The sequence below is a fragment of the Dermabacter sp. genome, assembly GCF_032550575.1.
GTDB classification, from domain to species: domain Bacteria; phylum Actinomycetota; class Actinomycetes; order Actinomycetales; family Dermabacteraceae; genus Dermabacter; species Dermabacter hominis.
In genome coordinates, this window is record NZ_JAWFZC010000004.1 from 62,104 (window position 1) to 75,587 (window position 13,484).

Consider the following 13,484-nt stretch of genomic DNA (forward strand, 5'->3'; position numbering starts at 1 on the left):
GCCTTCCCAGCGAAGGCCCGCGTGCGCTATGGTAAGGCCGACTTCCCCTCACAAGAAAGCACTTCCCCATGAGCTTCGAAAAATCCCCCCTCAATCGTCGCACCCTACTCAAGGTCGGTGCCGTCACCCCCTTCGCCGCAGCCGGAGTGGGCGCTCTCGGAATGGGCCTTGCCCTTGCCGACGACTCCCCCGCCCCCAGCGGTGGTGACACCGCCGTTGTGGATCGCGACCTCGCGCGCACTAACACCGTCGAAACGCAAGGCGCCTCGGAAAACAACCCCGAACTGAACGGTGCTGCGGCAAAGCATGTCGCCGGCTATGTCACCATGGCCGCGGCAACCTGGCCCGCCGATATCGACGCGCCCGACGTGGTGGAGTTCCAGGGCCAAGACATCAACACTGGCGACTGGGGCGATTGGCTCAGCGCAGAGCTGATGACCGACATTGAGGAAAACGCGAGCGAAGCCGTGTGGGTCGGGCCCTCGAGCGCGGTTAATGTCCGCGCCTTCCGCGATGGCATCGACATTTCCGAGCAGCTCACCGCGCACCTCATCACCACGTCGGAATCACGCAGCGACGTGCGCCTCGCCTCAAGCGGTAGCGGTTCCGGCATCACCCGCATTCTGCCTGCTACCGTGACGCCCGGCACCGGCGCGCCAACGTTCATCACCCGTGAGGAATGGAGCGCCGGCACGGTCAACACTTCACGTTTGAGCTACGCGAAGGAACTCAAGGCGATCTGCATCCACCACACGGGCGGCTCCAACACCTACACCGCGGCGCAAAGCCCTCAGGTTGTGCGCGGGATGTTCACCTACCACACTAAAACCCTCGGTTGGGCCGATCTCGGCTACAACGTCGTCGTCGACAAATACGGACAAATCTTTGAGGGGCGCGCGGGTGGCCTGCACCGCAACGTTGCCGGCGCCCACGCCCGCGGCTTCAACACGGGCTCCTGTGGCATCTCCGTCATGGGTGACTACATGGACATTCCCGTGCCCACCGCGGCGCTCAACGCCATCGCAACCGTGGCTGCGTGGAAGCTCGCCAGCACGTTCACTCAGGACGTGTACGGCACCGAGACCTGGACCGTCACCACCTCGAACGTGAAGCGCAGCGGCACCTTCTCCATGCCCCACCTCTTCGCGCACCGCGACGTGAACTACACGGATTGCCCGGGGGACACCTACTACGGCCAGCTTCCGAAGCTGCGCAGCCTCGTGCAGCAAAAGCTCAACGGATTCAAGGAGCGTTACCCCGAGCACCTCGTTGCCTACGTCAACGGCGGCGGGCGCGGTGCGTTCGGAACCGTCACGCACGTTCGCCGGGCAGAAGGGGCCTACGACGTCACTCGCCTCACGGGTGGGCTCATTCTCACGGCAGGTGGTCGCACGAGCGCTCACAAAAGTGCCTTCGGCGCCGACTGGACGTCTGCCTGGGGACGCCCCCTCGAAAGCACGACGGGCACTACCCAGCGCTTCGAGAACGGCACCGCAACACGCGCCAATGGCAGGGTCACTTTCACGCCGCAGAAGAACACGACCTCGCCTTCAGCCGAAGGCGTCACCGGCGCGATCGGGGCTTTCTACGTGAGCAACGGTGGCGCAACGGAATTTGGTGCCCCGCAAGACGCGGAATTCCGCATCGACGGCGGATACCAGCAGAAATTCGCTCGTTCAACCATATCGTGGCACCCTGCGACCGGCGCTTACGATACGCGTAACGCTATCGGCAACAAATGGGATTCCCTTGGCGCAACCGGATCCAGGCTCGGGTTCCCCACGAGCCGCGAGCGAGTTCTGAGCGACGGAGGATTCGCACAATCCTTCCGCAATGGGCAAATTGTCTGGTCCCGCGCTACTGGAGCCGTAACGGTAAGCGAGGCTATCCTCCACTACTGGAACAAGCTCGGCGCCGAAAAAAGCTGGCTAAAGTATCCCGCCCGAGATCCTTTCGCCGGGCTTAGGAATGGCGGCAGCTCGCAATTTTTCCAAGGTGGAATTGTGCTCCACGATGCAAAGAACGGTAAAACCTTCGCGGTCAAGGGCGCGATCCGCGGTGTTTATGTGCGCGAGAACTTCGAGCGCGGAAGTCTCGGTTACCCCGCCAGCGAGGAAGTCCCTGTCAAGGGCGGTGTATACCAAGCGTTCGAGAACGGTCAACGAGTGTATTGGTCGCGTGCAACCGGCGCACGCATTATTAAGAATGGTTTCCTCACCTATTGGCTTCACAGAGGGGGAGAAAAAAGCACACTCGGCTTCCCAACCACGGACGAGTTCAAAGACTCCCGCGGACGCATCGTTCAAGATTTCCAAGGCGGGCGTCTCACGTGGGATCCCAAGAGGCGATCGGTCGCTTTTACTCGACGCAGCTAAGACTCAGCAGTGTGTCGTCCTGCGTGGTTACGGCTGCGCATAAGGCACGACCGTAGTCGACAACAATAGAGGAAACGGCCCGACACCCCATTCACGGGGGTCGGGCCGTTTCCTCTACGTGAAGAAGAGCCGTGGATCAGGCCTCGGTGTTCTCCGTGGTCTCCTCTGCAGGCGTTTCCTCAGCCGCGGTCTCTTCGACCTTCGTCTCCTCAGCGGGAGCTTCGTCGGCCTTTGCGGATGCCTTGGCAGCGCCTTCGGCTTCCTTCACGACGGCCTGCTTCGGCGAGTACTCTTCCTCCACGAGCTCAAGAAGAGCCATGGGGGCGTTGTCGCCCTTGCGGTTCTCGAGCTTCGTGATGCGGGTGTAACCGCCGGGGCGGTCCGAGAACTTCGGAGCGATCTCAGTCATGAGAACGTGCGCGGCAGTCTTCGTCTTGAGCGTCTGCATCACGCGGCGGCGATTGGCAAGGTCGCCCTTCTTCGCCTGGGTGATGAGGCGCTCAGCGAGGGGCTGAACGCGCTTCGCGCGGGTCTGCGTCGTGGTGATGGCACCGTGCTCGAAAAGGGCAGTCGCGAGGTTCGCGAGAATAGCCTTCTCGTGAGCCGGGGACGAGCCGAGTCGAGCGCCCTTAGTGGGTGCAGGCATGTTGTTTCTCCTCGAAGAAAAAGATGGAAATCAGAACTGCTCGCCGAACTCGTCGTCGCCGTACGAGTCAAGAACAGTGGAAGGATCGAAACCGGCCGGGGAATCCTTGAGCGAGAGGCCGAGCTCAGCGAGCTTCGCCTTGACTTCGTCGATGGACTTCTGGCCGAAGTTGCGGATGTCGAGCAGGTCCGCCTCGGAGCGATTGGTGAGTTCACCAACGGTGTACACACCCTCGCGCATAAGGCAGTTGTACGAACGAACCGTGAGGTTGAGGTCGTTGATCGGAAGCGCAAGGTCGGCGGCAAGGGCCTGGTCGGTCGGAGAAGGACCAATCTCGATACCCTCTGCCTCGTGGTTGAGCTCCTGTGCGAGACCGAAGAGCTCCACGAGGGTCTTGCCAGCCGAAGCAATGGCATCGCGCGGGGCGATCGCCGGCTTCGTTTCGACATCGATGATGAGTCGATCGAAGTCCGTGCGCTGCTCGACACGAGTGGCTTCAACCTTGTACGTCACCTTGAGAACAGGCGAGTAGATCGAGTCGACCGGAATGCGGCCAATCTCGCTCTCGGCGCCCTTGTTCTGCTGGGCCGAAACGTAGCCGCGGCCACGCTCAACGATCAGCTCGACCTCGAGGCGACCCTTCGAGTTGAGGGTCGCGATGTGCAGGTCGGGGTTGTGGATTTCGACGCCTGCCGGCGGGGTGATGTCGGCGGCGGTCACGACGCCCTCACCCTCCCTACGCAGGTACATTACGACCGGCTCGTCGTTTTCCGACGACACCACGAGGTTCTTGATGTTCAGGATGAGCTCGGTGACATCTTCCTTCACACCCGGAACGGTCGAGAATTCGTGGAGGACGCCGTCGATGCGGATCGACGTCACTGCCGCGCCCGGGATGGACGAGAGCAGTGTGCGGCGCAGCGAGTTGCCGAGCGTGTAGCCGAAGCCCGGCTCGAGCGGCTCGATGACGAACCGTGAGCGGTAGTCAGAAACGACCTCTTCGGTCAGCGTGGGGCGCTGTGCAATGAGCACGTTGTGTCCTTTCTTGGAACGTCCGCTATATGACGTTCGCGGTGGCGGTACGACACTGATGGATGACGGTTATCGTTTCGCGCACCCGAGCAATGCTCAGTTGCGGCGACGCTTCGGCGGGCGAACGCCGTTGTGCGGCTGGGGGGTAACGTCCTGGATCGAACCGACCTCGAGGCCCGCTGCGGTGAGCGAACGGATCGCGGTTTCGCGGCCCGAACCCGGTCCCTTAACGAAGACGTCGACCTTCTTGAGGCCGTGCTCCTGGGCGCGGCGCGCGGCGGCCTCGGCGGCCATCTGCGCAGCGTACGGGGTGGACTTACGCGAGCCCTTGAAGCCGACCTGGCCCGAGGAGGCCCACGAGATCACAGCACCGCTCGGGTCAGTGATCGACACGATGGTGTTGTTGAAGGTGCTCTTGATGTGTGCTTGGCCGTTGACGACGTTCTTCTTGTCCTTGCGGCGAGGCTTACGCGCCGCGGCGGCCTGACGTGACTTGGGAGGCATGTGCCAAAACTCCTTGAGTTCGTGAAAGGTGATCGATACGGGTCAGTGCCGAACACTGCCCGTGGAGTAACTGCCGCTCAGCGAGCAGCCTTCTTCTTGGCGGCCACGGTGCGCTTCGGGCCCTTGCGGGTACGTGCGTTGGTCTTGGTGCGCTGACCACGGACCGGAAGGCCGCGGCGGTGACGCATGCCGGCGTACGAGCCGATCTCGATCTTGCGGCGAATGTCTGCTGCGACCTCGCGTCGCAGGTCGCCCTCGACCTGGTAGTTCTCTTCGATGTAATCGCGCAGCTTGACAAGGTCCTCATCGGATACCTGGTGGACGCGCTGGTTGCCGTCAACGCCGGTTGCGTTGAGAGCTTCGATTGCGCGGGTGCGACCCACGCCGTAGATGTACGTCAAGGCGACTTCCAGGCGCTTTTCGCGCGGGAGGTCGACGCCAACGAGACGTGCCATGAGCAGTTCTCCTACTGTTTTACTCAGGGGCCTGATCCAGCATGTCGCTCCCGCTTTAGCGGTGCGCCGCGGCCCCTGGCCCGCGGGTGATCCTCGCAATGAGGTTCATGCTGTCTCTTTACTTATAGGTGCGGCGTGAGCCGCGGGGTGCCTCCGGTTGGAGGCGGTGCACTCAGCCCTGGCGCTGCTTGTGGCGCGGGTTCGTGCAGATAACCATGACACGCGAGTGGCGACGAATCACCCTGCAGTTGTCACAGATACGCTTCACGCTGGGGTAAACCTTCATGATGCCCTTCTACAGTTGATCTGCGCTCGAGCCTAGCGGGCCCGAGAGCGTAGCTGACCGCATGCGCGGCCCGGCTTACTTGTATCGGTAAACGATGCGACCCTTTTCAAGGTCGTACGGGCTGAGCTCGACCACAACGCGATCCTCGGGGAGGATCCTGATGTAGTGCTGGCGCATCTTGCCCGAGATATGCGCGAGTACTTTGTGGCCGTTGTCCAGCTCAACGCGGAAGCGCGCGTTTGCGAGCGCTTCGGTCACGGTGCCCTCGACTTCGATCACGCCGTCTTTTTTCGCCATAGTCTCTACTGTCCCTCTGCCCCTTGCGGGGACTGGTTTCGCATGTCCTACCTTCAAGCGCGCACTTTTCAAGCGGCGAACCGCTTAAATTTTCGGGGTTGCCGAAAGAGCGCACTCGACTGTCAATCGTACACGCGCACGCGGGCCGCGATAAGTGGCTTGGCGCGTGCGATCGCTCACCTTCCGGTGGCGGTGTGGTCCGACGGTTCTTCAGCGATCATCACGCCACGCTTTGCAAGTTCGGCTTTCCCACCGTCAGCGGCGCTGAGCACGAAGATTCCCGTTTCGGTCACCGCGACGGAGTGCTCGAAGTGGGCTGCGCGCCCACCCTTTGTCGCCACCACGGTCCACTCGTCGTCAAGGATGTCGAATTCGCCGTCGCCTTGGATGAGCATGGGTTCGATACACAGGGCCATACCGGGCACGACTTTCGGGCCGCGATCGTGCGTGCGGAAGTTCATGACGTCGGGCGGCTCATGCATGGCTCGGCCGATGCCGTGCCCTCCGAATTCCTCGAGGTGCTGGATCCGCTCCCCCGCGCATTCGGCGACGTAGTCTTCGATTGCGGCGCCGATCTCACCCACGCGGCTCGCGGTGGCAAGCGCCGCGATGCCTTCCCACATTGCTCCCCTGGTCACGTCGACCAGTTCGCGATCGGCTTCGCTCCGTGCCGTGCCCACGATGTGGGTGCGGGCGGCGTCGGAGTGCCATCCGTCCACGATGCAGCCAGCATCCACGCTCACCACATCACCGTCGCGAATCACCCGAGTGCCGGGGATCCCGTGCACGATTTCCTCGTTAACGCTCACGCACACAGTCGCCGGGAAGCCGTGGTAGCCAAGGAAGTTGGACTTCGCACCGGCTTCGGCAATAACGGCACGAGAGATCTGGTCGATGTCTGCCGTCGTCATACCGCTGCGGAGGTTCTTTTCGATCTCATCGTGGATACGGTCAAGTAGAAGCCCCGCGCGGCGCATTGCCCCGAGCTGTTCGGGGGTTTTGAGGCTCACGCGGGGCTTGCGGCGAAAGGACATCCGGGCTCAGACTCCGAGCGCGGCGAGGATATCTGCGGTCACAGCGTCGATATCTTTCATGCCGTCGACGCGCTTCACGAGACCTCGCTTGTCGTAGATATCGATGAGGGGCGTGGTCTGCTCGCCGTACACGTCGATGCGGCGGCGAATGGTCTCTTCGTTGTCGTCGCTGCGGCCCTGTTCTTTTCCGCGCTGAAGAAGCCGCTGCACGATAGCTTCACTCTCAACGTCGAGGAGAATGACGGCGCCGAGCGCCACGCCGAGCTTCTCGAGAATTCCATCGAGAGCCTCCACCTGCGCCACGGTGCGGGGGTAGCCATCGAGGAGGAAGCCGTTCGCGGCATCATCTTCACCAAGGCGGCTCTCCACCATCTCGTTGGTGACCGAGTCGGGAACGTACTCGCCCTTATCCATGTAGGACTTCGCGAGAACACCAAGCTCAGTTTCATTGGAGACGTTCGCACGGAAAATATCGCCCGTGGAAATGGCGGGGACGCCGAGCTTCTCGACAATGCGCTCCGCTTGCGTTCCCTTGCCGGCACCCGGAGGTCCAACAATGAGGAGGCGGCGGGCCGGAGTGGAGGCGGTCATCGGAGAATCCCTTCGTAGTGATGTTGTTGGAGCTTGGAGCTGATCTGCTTCAAGGTATCGAGACCAACACCGATGATGATGAGGAGCGAGGTTCCGCCGAACGGGAACTTCTGGTCTGCACCAAGAAGCGCGAACGCGATCAGGGGAACAAGCGCCAAGATACCGAGGTACAGGGAGCCCGCGGAGAGCACGCGGTTGATGACGTACTCGAGGTAGCGCGCTGTTGGGCGGCCCGCACGGATACCGGGAACGAAGCCGCCGTACTTCTTCATGTTGTCTGAGATCTCTTCAGCGTTGAAGGTGATCGACACGTAGAAGAACGCAAAGAACACGATGAGGGCGAAATAGACAAGCGAATATATCCACGAGAAGCCCTGGCCGAGCACGAAGTTGGCGTGGATCCACTGCACCCATCCGGACCTCTGGTCGCCAAACGAGGCTATGAGCTGCGGCAGGGCAAGAAGTGAGGATGCGAAGATAATGGGGATAACGCCGGCCTGGTTCACCTTGATCGGGATGTAGGTCGAGGAGCCGCCCACGAGGCGACGGCCCACCTGGCGTTTGGCGTATTGGACGGGGATGCGGCGCTGCGACTGCTCGACGTAGATCACGGCGATCACGATGATCATGCCGATCAGCATGACGATGGAGAAGGTCATCCACCCCTGGAGCTTCAGGATCTGACCGAACGAGGCGGGAAAGCCCGCGGCGATCGACGTGAAGATCAGCAGGGACATGCCATTGCCCACGCCCTTTTCGGTGATGAGCTCGCCGAGCCACATGATGACGAGGGTGCCGGTCGTCATCGTCAGGATCATGAGGACGAGCATCCACCACGACTGATTGGGCAAGAGCGGGAGGTTGCAGCCCGCGAAGAAGGCGCCGCTGCGCACGAGGGTGATCACGGTGGTGGACTGCAGGACCGCGAGGCCGATGGTCATGTACCGCGTGTACTGCGTGAGGGTCGCCTGACCTGCTTGGCCGTCCTTGTGCAGCTCCTCGAACTTGGGGATCACGACGCGTAGCAGCTGCACGATAATCGACGCCGTAATGTATGGCATCACGCCGAGCGCAAAGACGGACATCTGCAAGAGCGCCCCGCCGGAGAACAGGTTCACCATGCCGAGCACACCGCCACCGGCACCGTTCAATGCCTGTTCGGTACACGCAGCGATGTTCGTGTAGTCGAATCCGGGGGTCGGCACGAACACGCCGAAGCGGTAGATGGCGAGCATTCCAAGGACAAACAGCAGCTTGTTCCTGAGCTCAGGGGTTCGGAAGGCGCGCACGAAGGCGTTGTCCACCAGGTTCCTCCTGTCGGGCGGCCCGAGGGGTGGGCCTATCATGCACACGGAGCGCATTTGAGCTAGGGGTTATTGGCCTATAAAAACAGGCACCGCGCCTCAAAATATCCTGAGTCGCGGTGCCTGGTCAAAGAAGCACTATGAAAATTGCTTCAACTCACGCCACGGTGACCGAGCCGCCAGCGGCGGTGATCTTTTCCTCGGCCGAAGCCGAGAACTTCTGGGCAGTGATGTCGATCTTCACTGTGATGTCGCCAGAACCGAGCACCTTGACAGGCTGGTTCTTGCGCACGGCACCCTTCGCGACAAGATCCTCGACGGTGACGGTGCCACCCTCGGGGAACAGCGCTTCGATGGTGTCCAGGTTGATGACCTGGAACTCCACACGGAAGGGGTTCTTGAAGCCACGAAGCTTGGGAAGGCGGCGGTGCATCGGGGTCTGACCACCCTCGAAGCCTGCCTTCACCTGGTAGCGCGCCTTCGTACCCTTGGTACCGCGACCCGAGGTCTTACCCTTCGAGCCTTCACCACGGCCCACGCGGATCTTAGCGGTCTTCGCGCCGGGAGCCGGGCGAAGATCGTGGAGCTTAAGCGGGTTTTCGTTCGCCATGGATCAGTCCACCTCTTCAACCGTCACGAGGTGACGGACGGCATTGATCATGCCGCGAATCTCGGGGCGGTCTTCTTTGACGACGACGTCGCCGATGCGCTTGAGACCGAGGCCTCGCACCGTCGAGCGCTGTGCGTCGTTACCGCCGATTACAGACTTGACCTGAGTAACCTTGAGCTGCATCAGGCACCTACCTTCTCTTCACGCGCCTCGCGAGCCGCTGCGCGACCCTCGGCCTGTGCACGAAGCAGGTAGCCGGGGGCGACGTCCTCGAGGGGAAGGCCGCGGCGAGCTGCCACTGCTTCCGGCTCCTCGAGCTGCTTGAGGGCCTTGACGGTCGCGTGCACGATGTTGATCGTGTTCGAGGAACCGAGCGACTTCGACAGAACGTCGGCGACGCCCGCGCACTCGAGAACCGCACGCACCGGACCACCGGCGATTACACCGGTACCGGGAGCAGCCGGACGGAGGAAGACAACGCCTGCGGCGTCCTCTCCCTGAACCGGATGCACGATCGTGCCCTGGATGCGGGGAACGCGGAAGAAGTTCTTCTTCGCTTCCTCGACACCCTTCGAGATGGCGGCGGGAACTTCCTTCGCCTTGCCGTAGCCGATGCCAACGGTGCCATCACCGTCGCCAACCACGACGAGCGCGGTGAAGGCGAAGCGGCGACCGCCCTTGACAACCTTCGACACGCGGTTGATTGCTACCACGCGCTCAAGGAAGGCCGACTTCTCTTCCTGACGACCGCCACGGCCCTCGCCGCGACGCCCGCCCTGGTTGCGGTCATTGCCGCGACCGCGGTTGTTACGATCCTCGTTCTCGCCCCTCCGACCGGAGGCCGCGGGACCATTGTTACGCTGCTCAGCAGCCATGTGAATCCTCTTCTCGTCCTATTTCCGGGGGGTGGTCACAGAGTCAGTCCGGCCTCGCGCGCACCGTCAGCGACGGCGGCCACGCGGCCGTGGTACTTGTTGCCGCCACGGTCGAAGACCACGGCGTCGATACCGGCTTCCTTCGCGCGCTGGGCCACGAGCGAGCCGACCTGCTTGGCCTTCTCGGTCTTCGTGGCTTCCGACGAGCGGAGGTCTGCTTCCATGGTCGATGCCGATGCGAGGGTGATGCCCTTCGTATCGTCGATGACCTGAACGTACATGTGGCGCGCCGAACGGGTCACGGCGAGGCGGGGACGCTCAGCGGTACCCGCAACGCGGCGACGGAGGCGCAGGTGACGGCGGCCACGTGCGCGGACGCGGCTCTTGCGGTCACCACGAGTGTGCTTTTCAGCGAAACCCATTATCACTTACCAGCCTTTCCGGCCTTGCGCTTCACGGTCTCGTCGGCGTAGCGCACACCCTTGCCCTTGTACGGCTCGGGCTTACGAATCTTGCGAATCTTCGCGGCGGTCTCGCCGACCAGCTGCTTATCAATGCCCGATACCGAGAACTTCGTGGGGCTCTCCACGTTGAACGTGATGCCCATGGGGGCCTTCACGAGCACGGGGTGGGAGAAGCCGAGCGCGAACTCGAGATCGGTTCCCTTCGCGACGACACGGTAGCCGGTGCCCACGATTTCGAGCTTCTTTTCGAAGCCCTCCGTGACACCCTCAACCATGTTCGCGATGAGAGTGCGTGCAAGGCCGTGGAGGGCCTTGTTCTCACGCTCTTCGTTGGGGCGGCGCACGACGATCGAGCCATCCTCAGCGCGCTCAACGCTGAGAGGCTTCGGAACCTCGTACTGAAGCTCGCCCTTGGGGCCAGCGATCTGGACGTGCTGGCCGTCGATAGTCACACCAGTGACGGAAGCCGGTACGGAAACCGGTCGAAGTCCAATGCGGGACATTACGGTTCTCCTTTCCGGTTACCAGACGTAGGCGAGGACTTCCCCACCCACGCCTTTCTTCGTGGCCTGCTTGTCGGTGAGGAGGCCGGAGGACGTGGACAGGATGGCCACGCCGAGGCCGCCGAGCACCTTGGGCAGGTTGGTGGACTTTGCGTACACGCGAAGGCCGGGCTTCGAGACACGGCGGACGCCCGAGATCGCGCGCTCGCGATCGTCGGTGTACTTGAGTTCGATGACGAGGTTCTTTCCAACCTCGGCTTCTTCCTCGCGCCAGTCCTTGATGTACCCCTCGGCCTTCAGAATCTCCGCGATGCGGGACTTAAGGTTCGAGTACGGCATGGTCACGGAATCGTGGAACGCGGTGTTGGCGTTCCGGATTCGCGTGAGCATGTCCGCGATCGGATCAGTCATTGTCATGTCGAATGCTTCTTTCTCACCGTGGTTTCCCTCGCGTAAAGCGGGGACCTGTGGCGATAGTCCTTACCAGCTGCTCTTGGTGACACCGGGCAGTTCACCGCGGTGGGCCATCTCGCGAAGGCACACGCGGCAAAGGCCGAACTTGCGGTACACCGAGTGCGGGCGACCGCACTTCTGGCACCGGGTGTAGGCGCGCACAGCGAACTTGGGCTTGCGCTGCTGCTTGTTCTTAAGCGCTGTCTTGGCCATATCAGTTCTCCTTGAAGGGGAAGCCGAGCGCACGAAGCAGCGCACGTCCCTCGTCATCGGTCTTGGCGGTGGTCACCACGGTGATGTCCATGCCGCGAACGCGGTCGATCTTGTCCGGATCGATCTCATGGAACATGACCTGTTCGGTGAGACCGAAGGTGTAGTTGCCGTTGCCATCGAACTGCTTCGGCGAAAGGCCGCGGAAGTCGCGGATACGCGGAAGCGCGGTCGAGAGCAGGCGGTCGAGGAACTCCCACATGCGGTTGCCGCGCAGGGTCGTGTGGCAGCCAATGGCCTGGCCCTCACGAAGCTTGAACTGCGCGATCGACTTGCGGGCGCGCGTCACCTGAGGCTTCTGGCCGGTGATCGCGGTGAGATCCGCGATGGCACCGTCGATGACCTTCGAGTCACGTGCGGCATCGCCGACACCCATGTTCACAACGACCTTCGTGAGGCCGGGGATGAGCATCGGGTTGGCGTAGTTGAACTCGCTCTGGAGCGAATCCTTAATTTCTTCGCTGTACTTGGTCTTAAGGCGCGGGGTGGTCGTCTCGGTCATCAGATGTCCTTCCCGGTGCGCTTCGAGTAACGCACACGAATGGTCTTCGTGCGGCCGTCCTCGAGCTCGACCTTCTCTTCACGGAAGCCGACGCGGGTCGGCTTGCCGTCGTCAGCCACGAGGGCGACGTTCGAGATGTGGATCGGGGCTTCGACCTGCTCGATGCCGCCAGCCTGGCCGTTGTAGCCGGGCTTGTTGTGGCGGGTGATGCGGTTGACGCCCTCGACGAGCACGCGCTGGGTGTCGGGGAACACCTGGAGCACGCGGCCCTGCTTACCCTTGTCGCCTGCGGCGAGTTCGCCCTTGCCCTTTGCGGCGCGGGTTTCGTTGCGCTTGGCGATTTTGTCTGCGTCGCTCGTGCGACCGGTGATGACCTGAACGAGGTCACCCTTCTTAATCTTCATGCTCATGTCACAGCACCTCCGGTGCCAGCGAGATGATCTTCATGAACCGGCGGTCACGCAGCTCACGGCCCACGGGGCCGAAGATACGCGTGCCACGCGGCTCGCCGTCGTTCTTGAGGATGACGGCTGCGTTCTCATCGAATCGGATGTATGAACCATCGGCACGACGGCGTTCCTTCGTGGTGCGAACCACGACGGCCTTCACAACATCGCCCTTTTTGACGTTTCCGCCAGGGATTGCATCCTTGACGGTCGCAACGATGGTGTCACCAATGCCGGCGTAACGGCGACCGGAGCCACCGAGAACACGGATGCAGAGGATTTCCTTTGCACCGGTGTTGTCGGCGACCTTGAGTCGCGACTCCTGCTGAATCACTAACGTTCTCCTTGCGTCTCGCCGGTTCTCTCGGCGTGAGCCTCGAGCCTTGCGGAACGGATATCGGACTTGTTTTCCACCGCACTCACGTGGGGCGCAGCGGCTTCCAGTTCCCGGGCATCAAAAAACCCCGAGCCGGACTCAGGCACTGCCGAATGGCGATGCAAGGTCTCCGGCTGGGATGGGTCCCTCTTGGGGCCCGAGGACCGGGTCCTGTGCTCAGTGGCGCATCCCGCCAACCTCCCGGTTTTTGGGTGCGTTCACACAGCAACCCGTCTAGTTTACGGCACGCGGGCACCGAACGTAAGGGGGCGAGGGTCCCTGCGCGTGTGTGCTTGGTCTCGCTGCGTTTGGCACCGCCGGTTCAGCGAGTGCGGGGGCGCCGTTTGCCAGGGGCCGACGGTGGACGGCAAGCGTCGGACTTTCTTTTGATACGTGCCCTTAGCCCGACCGCGCATGCACGAGCACCCGCGCTCTTTCCCGACCCGCTCCTTTTCCAGGTG

Annotated in this window: 20 protein-coding genes; 1 reads left to right on the top strand and 19 read right to left on the bottom strand. The window is 62.3% G+C overall.

The genetic code is table 11. The features are described 5' to 3' along the window. The first annotated feature begins 68 nt into the window (after window positions 1–68). Window positions 69–2,375: an N-acetylmuramoyl-L-alanine amidase gene (locus E6X30_RS05580; protein ID WP_316335861.1), complete on the top strand. Its 2,307-nt coding sequence runs from the start codon at window positions 69–71 to the stop codon at window positions 2,373–2,375. Between the two features lie 136 nt (window positions 2,376–2,511). On the opposite strand, the gene rplQ is transcribed toward E6X30_RS05580, so the two are convergent. From rplQ to rplN, 19 genes are all read right to left on the bottom strand, one after another. Then, window positions 2,512–3,021 carry a 50S ribosomal protein L17 gene (gene rplQ, locus E6X30_RS05585; protein WP_034372312.1) on the bottom strand — a complete coding sequence of 170 codons (510 nt, stop codon included), beginning with the start codon at window positions 3,019–3,021 and terminating at the stop codon, window positions 2,512–2,514. Between the two features lie 30 nt (window positions 3,022–3,051). Continuing rightward, complete coding sequence (locus E6X30_RS05590; RefSeq protein WP_316335862.1) at window positions 3,052–4,053, bottom strand: DNA-directed RNA polymerase subunit alpha; 1,002 nt, start codon at window positions 4,051–4,053, stop codon at window positions 3,052–3,054. A gap of 96 nt (window positions 4,054–4,149) precedes the next feature. After that, the gene (gene rpsK, locus E6X30_RS05595; protein ID WP_016664053.1) at window positions 4,150–4,557 is read right to left on the bottom strand and encodes a 30S ribosomal protein S11; all 408 of its coding nucleotides are present in this window, start codon (window positions 4,555–4,557) and stop codon (window positions 4,150–4,152) included. Window positions 4,558–4,634: 77 nt separating this feature from the next. Beyond that, on the bottom strand, window positions 4,635–5,012 hold the full coding sequence (rpsM, locus tag E6X30_RS05600) for a 30S ribosomal protein S13 (RefSeq protein WP_016664052.1): 378 nt from the start codon (window positions 5,010–5,012) through the stop codon (window positions 4,635–4,637). Window positions 5,013–5,184: 172 nt separating this feature from the next. Then, window positions 5,185–5,298 carry a 50S ribosomal protein L36 gene (gene rpmJ / locus E6X30_RS05605; protein ID WP_016664051.1) on the bottom strand — a complete coding sequence of 38 codons (114 nt, stop codon included), beginning with the start codon at window positions 5,296–5,298 and terminating at the stop codon, window positions 5,185–5,187. 75 nt (window positions 5,299–5,373) lie between these two features. Beyond that, window positions 5,374–5,595 (bottom strand): translation initiation factor IF-1, encoded by a 222-nt coding sequence (gene infA / locus E6X30_RS05610; protein ID WP_016664050.1) that lies wholly within the window; start codon window positions 5,593–5,595, stop codon window positions 5,374–5,376. A gap of 176 nt (window positions 5,596–5,771) precedes the next feature. Further along, a complete protein-coding gene (map, locus tag E6X30_RS05615; protein WP_316335863.1) occupies window positions 5,772–6,629 on the bottom strand; it encodes a type I methionyl aminopeptidase in 858 nt (285 codons plus the stop codon). A gap of 6 nt (window positions 6,630–6,635) precedes the next feature. Then, on the bottom strand, window positions 6,636–7,220 hold the full coding sequence (locus tag E6X30_RS05620; protein WP_316335864.1) for an adenylate kinase: 585 nt from the start codon (window positions 7,218–7,220) through the stop codon (window positions 6,636–6,638). Continuing rightward, complete coding sequence (secY, locus tag E6X30_RS05625) at window positions 7,217–8,524, bottom strand: preprotein translocase subunit SecY (RefSeq protein ID WP_316335865.1); 1,308 nt, start codon at window positions 8,522–8,524, stop codon at window positions 7,217–7,219. Before secY ends, E6X30_RS05620 begins: the two co-directional genes overlap by 4 nt. A gap of 157 nt (window positions 8,525–8,681) precedes the next feature. Further along, the gene (gene rplO, locus E6X30_RS05630; RefSeq protein WP_070460050.1) at window positions 8,682–9,134 is read right to left on the bottom strand and encodes a 50S ribosomal protein L15; all 453 of its coding nucleotides are present in this window, start codon (window positions 9,132–9,134) and stop codon (window positions 8,682–8,684) included. A 3-nt stretch (window positions 9,135–9,137) separates the two neighbouring features. Next, window positions 9,138–9,320 carry a 50S ribosomal protein L30 gene (gene rpmD / locus E6X30_RS05635; RefSeq protein ID WP_034372287.1) on the bottom strand — a complete coding sequence of 61 codons (183 nt, stop codon included), beginning with the start codon at window positions 9,318–9,320 and terminating at the stop codon, window positions 9,138–9,140. Beyond that, a complete protein-coding gene (rpsE, locus tag E6X30_RS05640) occupies window positions 9,317–10,009 on the bottom strand; it encodes a 30S ribosomal protein S5 (protein ID WP_016664044.1) in 693 nt (230 codons plus the stop codon). Before rpsE ends, rpmD begins: the two co-directional genes overlap by 4 nt. Before the next feature lie 35 nt (window positions 10,010–10,044). Then, complete coding sequence (gene rplR / locus E6X30_RS05645; protein WP_016664043.1) at window positions 10,045–10,431, bottom strand: 50S ribosomal protein L18; 387 nt, start codon at window positions 10,429–10,431, stop codon at window positions 10,045–10,047. A gap of 2 nt (window positions 10,432–10,433) precedes the next feature. Next, window positions 10,434–10,976 (bottom strand): 50S ribosomal protein L6, encoded by a 543-nt coding sequence (gene rplF / locus E6X30_RS05650; protein WP_016664042.1) that lies wholly within the window; start codon window positions 10,974–10,976, stop codon window positions 10,434–10,436. A gap of 18 nt (window positions 10,977–10,994) precedes the next feature. Next, a complete protein-coding gene (rpsH, locus tag E6X30_RS05655) occupies window positions 10,995–11,393 on the bottom strand; it encodes a 30S ribosomal protein S8 (protein ID WP_016664041.1) in 399 nt (132 codons plus the stop codon). A gap of 63 nt (window positions 11,394–11,456) precedes the next feature. After that, window positions 11,457–11,642, bottom strand: a complete 186-nt coding sequence (locus E6X30_RS05660) for a type Z 30S ribosomal protein S14 (RefSeq protein ID WP_016664040.1) — start codon at window positions 11,640–11,642, stop codon at window positions 11,457–11,459. A gap of 1 nt (window position 11,643) precedes the next feature. Beyond that, the gene (gene rplE / locus E6X30_RS05665) at window positions 11,644–12,201 is read right to left on the bottom strand and encodes a 50S ribosomal protein L5 (RefSeq protein WP_316335866.1); all 558 of its coding nucleotides are present in this window, start codon (window positions 12,199–12,201) and stop codon (window positions 11,644–11,646) included. Next, the gene (gene rplX / locus E6X30_RS05670) at window positions 12,201–12,611 is read right to left on the bottom strand and encodes a 50S ribosomal protein L24 (RefSeq protein ID WP_016664038.1); all 411 of its coding nucleotides are present in this window, start codon (window positions 12,609–12,611) and stop codon (window positions 12,201–12,203) included. Before rplX ends, rplE begins: the two co-directional genes overlap by 1 nt. A 1-nt stretch (window position 12,612) precedes the next feature. After that, window positions 12,613–12,981 (bottom strand): 50S ribosomal protein L14, encoded by a 369-nt coding sequence (gene rplN / locus E6X30_RS05675; protein ID WP_016664037.1) that lies wholly within the window; start codon window positions 12,979–12,981, stop codon window positions 12,613–12,615. Window positions 12,982–13,484 lie beyond the last annotated feature (503 nt).

What these genes read in the sequence shown, in the direction of transcription:
- E6X30_RS05580 (WP_316335861.1), top strand. Translation starts at nt 69, where the DNA reads ATGAGCTTCGAAAAATCCCCCCTCAATCGTCGCACCCTACTCAAGGTC.
- rplQ (WP_034372312.1), bottom strand. Translation starts at nt 3,021, where the DNA reads ATGCCTGCACCCACTAAGGGCGCTCGACTCGGCTCGTCCCCGGCTCAC.
- rpsK (WP_016664053.1), bottom strand. Translation starts at nt 4,557, where the DNA reads ATGCCTCCCAAGTCACGTCAGGCCGCCGCGGCGCGTAAGCCTCGCCGC.
- rpsM (WP_016664052.1), bottom strand. Translation starts at nt 5,012, where the DNA reads ATGGCACGTCTCGTTGGCGTCGACCTCCCGCGCGAAAAGCGCCTGGAA.
- rpmJ (WP_016664051.1), bottom strand. Translation starts at nt 5,298, where the DNA reads ATGAAGGTTTACCCCAGCGTGAAGCGTATCTGTGACAACTGCAGGGTG.
- infA (WP_016664050.1), bottom strand. Translation starts at nt 5,595, where the DNA reads ATGGCGAAAAAAGACGGCGTGATCGAAGTCGAGGGCACCGTGACCGAA.
- map (WP_316335863.1), bottom strand. Translation starts at nt 6,629, where the DNA reads ATGTCCTTTCGCCGCAAGCCCCGCGTGAGCCTCAAAACCCCCGAACAG.
- E6X30_RS05620 (WP_316335864.1), bottom strand. Translation starts at nt 7,220, where the DNA reads ATGACCGCCTCCACTCCGGCCCGCCGCCTCCTCATTGTTGGACCTCCG.
- rplO (WP_070460050.1), bottom strand. Translation starts at nt 9,134, where the DNA reads ATGGCGAACGAAAACCCGCTTAAGCTCCACGATCTTCGCCCGGCTCCC.
- rpsE (WP_016664044.1), bottom strand. Translation starts at nt 10,009, where the DNA reads ATGGCTGCTGAGCAGCGTAACAATGGTCCCGCGGCCTCCGGTCGGAGG.
- rplR (WP_016664043.1), bottom strand. Translation starts at nt 10,431, where the DNA reads ATGGGTTTCGCTGAAAAGCACACTCGTGGTGACCGCAAGAGCCGCGTC.
- rplF (WP_016664042.1), bottom strand. Translation starts at nt 10,976, where the DNA reads ATGTCCCGCATTGGACTTCGACCGGTTTCCGTACCGGCTTCCGTCACT.
- rpsH (WP_016664041.1), bottom strand. Translation starts at nt 11,393, where the DNA reads ATGACAATGACTGATCCGATCGCGGACATGCTCACGCGAATCCGGAAC.
- E6X30_RS05660 (WP_016664040.1), bottom strand. Translation starts at nt 11,642, where the DNA reads ATGGCCAAGACAGCGCTTAAGAACAAGCAGCAGCGCAAGCCCAAGTTC.
- rplE (WP_316335866.1), bottom strand. Translation starts at nt 12,201, where the DNA reads ATGACCGAGACGACCACCCCGCGCCTTAAGACCAAGTACAGCGAAGAA.
- rplX (WP_016664038.1), bottom strand. Translation starts at nt 12,611, where the DNA reads ATGAGCATGAAGATTAAGAAGGGTGACCTCGTTCAGGTCATCACCGGT.